Origin of the sequence: Endozoicomonas sp. ALC013 (assembly GCF_049310205.1) — a bacterium.
Taxonomy (GTDB): domain Bacteria; phylum Pseudomonadota; class Gammaproteobacteria; order Pseudomonadales; family Endozoicomonadaceae; genus Endozoicomonas.
On the sequence record NZ_JBLYNS010000209.1, the window covers coordinates 1 to 6,190 of the forward strand.

At 47.9% G+C, this 6,190-nt stretch carries 6 protein-coding genes; 3 read left to right on the forward strand and 3 right to left on the reverse strand.

Annotated elements, in window-relative coordinates; all coding sequences use genetic code 11:
• A partial coding sequence (locus tag ACO6V1_RS21905; RefSeq protein WP_422468551.1) for a hypothetical protein occupies nucleotides 1-895 on the reverse strand: 895 nt, incomplete at its 3' end.
• 2 nt (nucleotides 896-897) lie between these two features.
• On the reverse strand, nucleotides 898-1,401 hold the full coding sequence (locus ACO6V1_RS21910; RefSeq protein WP_422468553.1) for a hypothetical protein: 504 nt from the start codon (nucleotides 1,399-1,401) through the stop codon (nucleotides 898-900).
• 133 nt (nucleotides 1,402-1,534) lie between these two features.
• On the opposite strand from ACO6V1_RS21910, the gene ACO6V1_RS21915 reads away from it, so the two are divergent.
• On the forward strand, nucleotides 1,535-4,243 hold the full coding sequence (locus ACO6V1_RS21915; protein ID WP_422468555.1) for an RAP domain-containing protein: 2,709 nt from the start codon (nucleotides 1,535-1,537) through the stop codon (nucleotides 4,241-4,243).
• Nucleotides 4,244-4,690: 447 nt separating this feature from the next.
• On the opposite strand, the gene ACO6V1_RS21920 is transcribed toward ACO6V1_RS21915, so the two are convergent.
• Entirely contained in the window at nucleotides 4,691-4,957 is a 267-nt protein-coding gene (locus ACO6V1_RS21920) for a hypothetical protein (RefSeq protein ID WP_422468557.1), read from the reverse strand.
• A gap of 205 nt (nucleotides 4,958-5,162) precedes the next feature.
• Between ACO6V1_RS21920 and ACO6V1_RS21925 the strand changes: the two genes are divergently transcribed.
• Both ACO6V1_RS21925 and ACO6V1_RS21930 read left to right on the forward strand, forming a co-directional pair.
• Nucleotides 5,163-5,378: a hypothetical protein gene (locus ACO6V1_RS21925; protein ID WP_422449721.1), complete on the forward strand. Its 216-nt coding sequence runs from the start codon at nucleotides 5,163-5,165 to the stop codon at nucleotides 5,376-5,378.
• On the forward strand, nucleotides 5,357-5,710 hold the full coding sequence (locus ACO6V1_RS21930) for a type II toxin-antitoxin system RelE/ParE family toxin (protein ID WP_422468559.1): 354 nt from the start codon (nucleotides 5,357-5,359) through the stop codon (nucleotides 5,708-5,710). Before ACO6V1_RS21925 ends, ACO6V1_RS21930 begins: the two co-directional genes overlap by 22 nt.
• Nucleotides 5,711-6,190 lie beyond the last annotated feature (480 nt).

A 6,190-nucleotide genomic window follows, 5' to 3' on the forward strand; every position in this document is an offset into this window, starting at 1 on the left:
CATGTAATACCGAGTTGACCGCAGCGCTAGCCAGTTCTTTACCACGAGTCAGGGGTTTCTTCGCCAGCTCCTTACCACGCAACCCGTGCCGGTAACCGGTAATCCATTGATAGGTTGAATAGCCGACAATCCCCAATCCGCCCGCTGCCACAAGTGTACCTGTGGTAATGAGCGCTGTAGCGGCTGTTGATGCTGTAGCATCTGTTGACACTGTGGCGGCATTTACCGGGCAAACATCACCGTAAGAAAAATCCAACGCATCCGGAAATTCAGTTCCCGAAGCGCAATTGTCTGTTAACACACGTGGGTCAGCTTTTTGGCAAAGAAGCTGCTCATTGGATTCAGGTCCTAAATCCTTTTTCATGATGATATAGCTATTCACCGCCGTGGTGTTGGCAACCACTCCTCCATCGTGAACCATCCCCCCCCCGATGCCGGCGTATCCACGTTCACCCGAGGTTTCCACCGTGCTGTCCACCGCCGTGATGTTGGCAACCGTTCCTCTAACCTCCCCTCCCCCAATGCCGACGTAAACGTTGTCACCCAAAGTGGAAATAAGAGCATTTTTGGCCCGGACACCCATGACGGTGCCATTAATATCAACAACACGGGCTGCTAACCCAGTCACCTTTGTGGAATTTATTATATTGGCACCAGTCAAGCGAAGGTCACTGATGTTGCCATTCAGAGTGTCAACAAAACAGTCAGGCAGGTCGCTGATGGTACGGCACTGCCCATCGTACTGCCCGGTGAATGGATCGGTATCATTGCCAATGGATTGATAGTCTTGAGAGGCAACAATATCCGCCGTCTGTTGGTATGTGCCGTCCAGTGGATAGCAGGGATCTCGACCAATCTTGTCCAGGGTTTTCGTATCATTAATCTTTATGGGCATCTTTATGGGTTGTGGACAATCGGCATTGGCATCCGAATTGGCATAGTGAAAGGAGCTGGCCAGCGTACCAAGTGCAAGCAGTCCTCTGGTTCCCTGACTCCCTTGATAGCGGGCTGCGGATGGCTGTTGAAGGGGTACGTCTTGCGAGCCGGGTTCTTTTTCCTGAGCCTCTTCCCCGGTTGCTTTTGATGTCTGTGGTAATTCCGGTTTGACATCCGGCCCGGGCTCACAGTTACCGAACCAGGCATCGGCAATATCTTTCGCATGAAAAGGATGGGACTCAACGGCAAGATAGTTGCCGTGGCCAGTCGCCCAATATCTTCCAGTGTTTTATCGGGATTAATACTGAAGTGAGGATCTTCCATCGGAATCAATGATTTCGCAAATGCTTTAGCAACAGCAACGCCATGGCCGAGCCAGGAATGTTCGACGCCATTCCCTGAACATTGGGAAGCGCTGTCATAAATTGGTTGCTGAATGGACTGCTGAATAGGTTGCTGAATCATAAACATCTTGCCGATTTATCTCGGCACACTAAGCGCCAATCAAACCAGAGTTTATAGACATTTCAGCAAGATGAACTATAAACAGTACAGTAGTCTACTTTTTATATTTTTTATGAATTAATGAAATATAATTATGGATAGAGACACTGTTGGTATAAGTTGGAAATACACGACATCAGGTAATAATTATAAGCAACCGGATAATCATGCCGATACTGCAAGAAGTGGGCGATACAGGCATGGCACAGTCAGGCAGGCAAATACTCCACTCCCCTCTATCCCAATGCGTAATGAATTTTATCATACTTCTGACGCATGTTCTGCTCACTATTCACCAAAACATTCAGTAAAACCTGTTTATGATTTTAATGCTCTTATCACACAAAAAAAAATGGATTGGCTGGTAAGGATATCTGCTCGTTATGGTGATCGGTATGATGGTAAAAAACATGGTCAATTTGCCAGTTCAATTAAACAATACACATCAGCGTCAAAACGCCCTTTACATCATAGTGAACAATGTCAACTGATACGATTGTTGCATGATTTTAAAGCGACACCCGGGTGGGCTTGGCAAAGCCTGACGACAACGCTTCATTCATTTACTTCAGCGGGTGTTTTTACCCCTTATAAATACACAGATGAGTGGGTTAAGAAAACTCAAGCTGCTTTACTGTCAACTTTACTTGATCCAATAATACTTAAGTGCAATCAAAAACCTGAAGCCAGGGATATTGATGCACAAGGTATCGCCAACCTGCTGTGGGCCGTAGCGAAACTGGTGGACAACGGGCTGGCGCTGGAGAAGACACCGAGGCTAAAAGCGGCCGTGGCCGCGCTGTTGCCCCATGTAAAAACCAAAGCCGAATCAAAAGAAGAAAAAGACCATTTCAAGCCACAGGAAGTCGCCAACCTGCTGTGGGCCGTGACGAAACTGGTGGACAACGGGCTGGAGCTGGAGAAGACACCGAAGCTTATAGAGGCCGTGGCCGCACTTTTGCGCCATGTAAAAACCAAAGCCGAATCAAAAGAAGAGAAGGACCACTTTAATCCTCAGCATATCGCCAACCTGCTGTGGGCTGTGGCGAAACTGGTGGACAACGGGCTGGCGCTGGAGAAGACACCGAAGCTCAAAGAGGCCGTGGCTGCGCTGTTGCCCCATGTGAAAACCAAAGCCGAATCAAAAAAAGAGAATGACCACTTCAACACTCAAGGTACCGCTAACCTGCTGTGGGCCGTGGCGAGACTGGTGGACAACGGGCTGGCGCTGGAGAAGACACCGAAGCTCAAAGCGGCCGTGGCCGCGTTGTTGTGCCATGTAACAACCAAAGCCAAATCAAAAGAAGAGCAAGACCACTTCAACACTCAAGGTACTGCCAACCTGCTGTGGGCCTTGGCGACACTGGTGGACAACGGGCTGGCGCTGGAGAAGACACCGAAGCTCAAAGAGGCCGTGGCCGTGCTGTTGTACCATGTGAAAACCAAAGCCGAGTCAAAAGAAGAGAAAGACCACTTTATTTCTCAGCATATCGCCAACCTACTGTGGGCGGTGGCGAAACTGGTGGACAATGGGCTGGCTCTGGAGAAGACACCGAAGCTCAAAGACGCCGTGGCTGCGCTGTTGCCCCATGTGAAAACCAAAGCCGAATCAAAAAAAGAGAATGACCACTTGATTCCTCAGCATATCGCCAACCTGCTGTGGGCGGTGGCGAAACTGGTGGACAACGGGCTGGCGCTGGATAAAACACCGAAGCTCAAAGAGGCCGTGGCCGCGCTGTTGCCCCTTGTGAAAACCAAAGCCGGATCAAAAGAAGAGAAAGAGCACTTCAACACTCAAGCTACCGTCAACCTGCTGTGGGCCGTGGTGACACTGGTGGACAACGGGCTGGAGCTGGAGAAGACAGCGAAGCTCAAAGAAGCCCTGGCCGCGCTGTTGTACCATGTGACAGCCAAAGCCGAATCAAAAGAAGAGAAAGACCTCTTTTTTCCTCAGCATATCGCCAACCTGCTGTGGGCCGTGGCGAAACTGGGTGAGGCCATTGAGCTGAACCTGGTTCAATCTACGTTCGATTCTCTTGTGGACAGAATCATTGAAAACCCTCAACTCTCTGAGCAAGAGATATCGATATCTCTCTGGGGAGTCATGGTATTCTGTGCCAGATTTTATCTGGACTCAGGTAGCAATGATAAAAACCCGCTTGAAAAGCACATAGGTGAACTATTTTCTCGCCTGGAAATTACATCCCCGGGCAATACAGAGGGTCGAACCGTCATTGCCATGGCCGCAAATTGGCTTGGGAGATCGTGTCCGGTTACCCCCCATTACCGGACAACCATTTCTCAACCTCAATCCACCTTCCACAATCAACTCCAATCAAGCCTTCCGTCTTTGAAGATTGAAGAAGAAAAAAGTCTGAACTCATTACCTCCGGTTGACCTGCTTCTGCCAGATTACAGCATGGTTATCGACGTTCAGGGACCTTCTCATTACGTGGATGGTGATTTCAAAACCAGGAATGGTTCGACTTTACTGAAAATCGCCCTGCTGCAAAAATTAGGATTTGAGGTCATTGAAATCCCGGTGAACAAGCTTGCTAACCACAATTCAATGAAAATAGTGATTGATCAAATAAGGACAAGGTTAGCCGTCCCGCCAGAGGCCCATGGCTCTGTGTCACTTAACAGCGGCGAGGTGTCAGCAGATGAGGCATACGTTACTGCCGATGAAGGAGGGCAATTCTCAGATGACTGTTACTTTACCGCCGAAGAACATGTAGAAGAGCAAACAGATAAACCAAAAAAGAGAAAAAGGAAGAGAAAAGAAGCCAGTAAAAACTCATAATTGGGATAATGATCGGAGAAAGTTTCAGGGCTTCGGCACACACAAAACCAAAGGAAGCGCATACAGCTCCTACCTCGAGTATTTAACGTCAAACCGTTGCTCCGGCCATGGACGAAGAACTTTTACTTTAGGCAACACAGTGTTGAGATAGTCTTTGATCTTGCTCAATGTCGCTCGCATTCGCTCTTTGCTGGTTCGTCTGACAATGTTGAATTTCCCCTGCTTCGACTAATAAATATTTGATTTCATTTGGTTAACTACTTAATAGCGGCGATATCACCGATCCCTGTGGCATCCCCCTTATGCTTCGAACTCTGTAGAGGGAAAACAGGAAGCATCAGCAGCAACCTGATCGTTCTGACATTCTGGTGCTATGAAAAGGCGACTGTTCAGTGACGGTCGCCTTTTTTAAATGCTCCAATACAGGGGACTGTCTGAATACATAAGTTACAAACGTTTGTGCAGCTCAGTTACTCTTTCAGTCAGTATCTGGCTCATTTCATGGTCTGGTTTCTGTGTAGGAACTCTCTGCCTGTTCACTCGTTCCCTGGCTTCCTGAATACCCTGTGATACCGAGTTGACCGCAGCGCTTGCCAGTTCTTTACCACGAGTCAGTGGTTTAATCGCCAGCGCCTGGCCACGCACCCCCTGCCGGTAACCGGTAATCCACTGATAGCTTGAATAGCCGACAATCCCCAATCCACCCGCTGCCACAAGGGTACCTAATCCTGAAATTCAGTTCTGATAGAGCAATTGGCTATTAACACTCGTGGGTCTGCATTTTGGCAACGAAGATGATAATTAGAGTCAGAGGGATAATTCGCACGATGAAAAACCTGACCCTGAGCCTCCAGGCTTGTCCAAAGGCTATCAGCCAGCAATAATTAAAACACCATAGATAGCCCCGAGGCAGCAGCACATGAAAGATACTGAGACGAAAATGCAGGATATGCTGAAGCAGGAAATCGAAAAAATACCAAGCGAACACCTTCCTGCCCTGCTGACCATTGTCTACAGCTTCCGCAAAAGTGTTGCCTTAGGGAGTGCAGAAGGCTCATTTGAACAGGGGTGGAAAGAGGTTTCCAGCGGTGATTACCAGCCACTGGATGACTTATGGAAAGGGCTGGATCATTGATAAAGCTCTATTATACGCCCGAATTCAAACGGTCACTGGGCAAGCTGTTAAAAAAATATCACAGCTTGCGTGAAGACCTGAAACCCCTGTTGACTGAACTTACGGCGGGGAAAACCCCGGGGGATAGGCTACAGGTTTCGGGAGCAGTTTTATACAAAGCCAGGATCAGAAACCGTGATGCCAGTCGTGGTAAAAGCGGTGGTTACCGAGTAATTTATTACTTGAAAACGAAAGCGAAAACCATCCTGGTCACCATTTACAGTAAGTCTGACCAGGCTGACATTAAGATAGAAAAGGTTCAAAACATTATTGATCGCTATTTAAAAAAATAGCTATATGGTTTCGTACTTTTTTATAATTCTACAACCAACGACGTTGGTTATGCATAATAGAAGACCTAATGGAATGGTCCGCCCCGCTCCCAAAACGGCTTCAAATTGGTTGCTGAATGGACTGCTGAATAGGTTGCTGAATCATAAACAGGCCTCGATGATGTTGCATAAAAGTACATTGGAAATGTGTACAAAAAAACACTTGGCATCATTGATCCATCCAGTGATGTAAAAGTTCCCGGGTTATGTTTTTTTCTTAATGCCAAAAACTGACTTCACTGACGATGCTCTGCACAAGTACTTTCAGTAAGGCGTGGTTTCTTGCTCTCATCGTCTGGCTGCAACAGCTGTACAGCCCTCCCCTTTCAAGCTGTTGACCAGTTCAGCCCATCCAGGCTCTCCGCCCCCGGAGGGTCTTACTCATTAACCGGTCACTTTTTACCTGCGTAAACAGCGCTTATAATTCCCTCCCATTCACTG

Bases quoted from the DNA above. Each gene is read 5' to 3' on its own strand.
- ACO6V1_RS21910 (WP_422468553.1), bottom strand. From the start codon at position 1,401: ATGATTCAGCAACCTATTCAGCAGTCCATTCAGCAACCAATTTATGAC.
- ACO6V1_RS21915 (WP_422468555.1), top strand. From the start codon at position 1,535: ATGGATAGAGACACTGTTGGTATAAGTTGGAAATACACGACATCAGGT.
- ACO6V1_RS21925 (WP_422449721.1), top strand. From the start codon at position 5,163: ATGAAAGATACTGAGACGAAAATGCAGGATATGCTGAAGCAGGAAATC.
- ACO6V1_RS21930 (WP_422468559.1), top strand. From the start codon at position 5,357: ATGGAAAGGGCTGGATCATTGATAAAGCTCTATTATACGCCCGAATTC.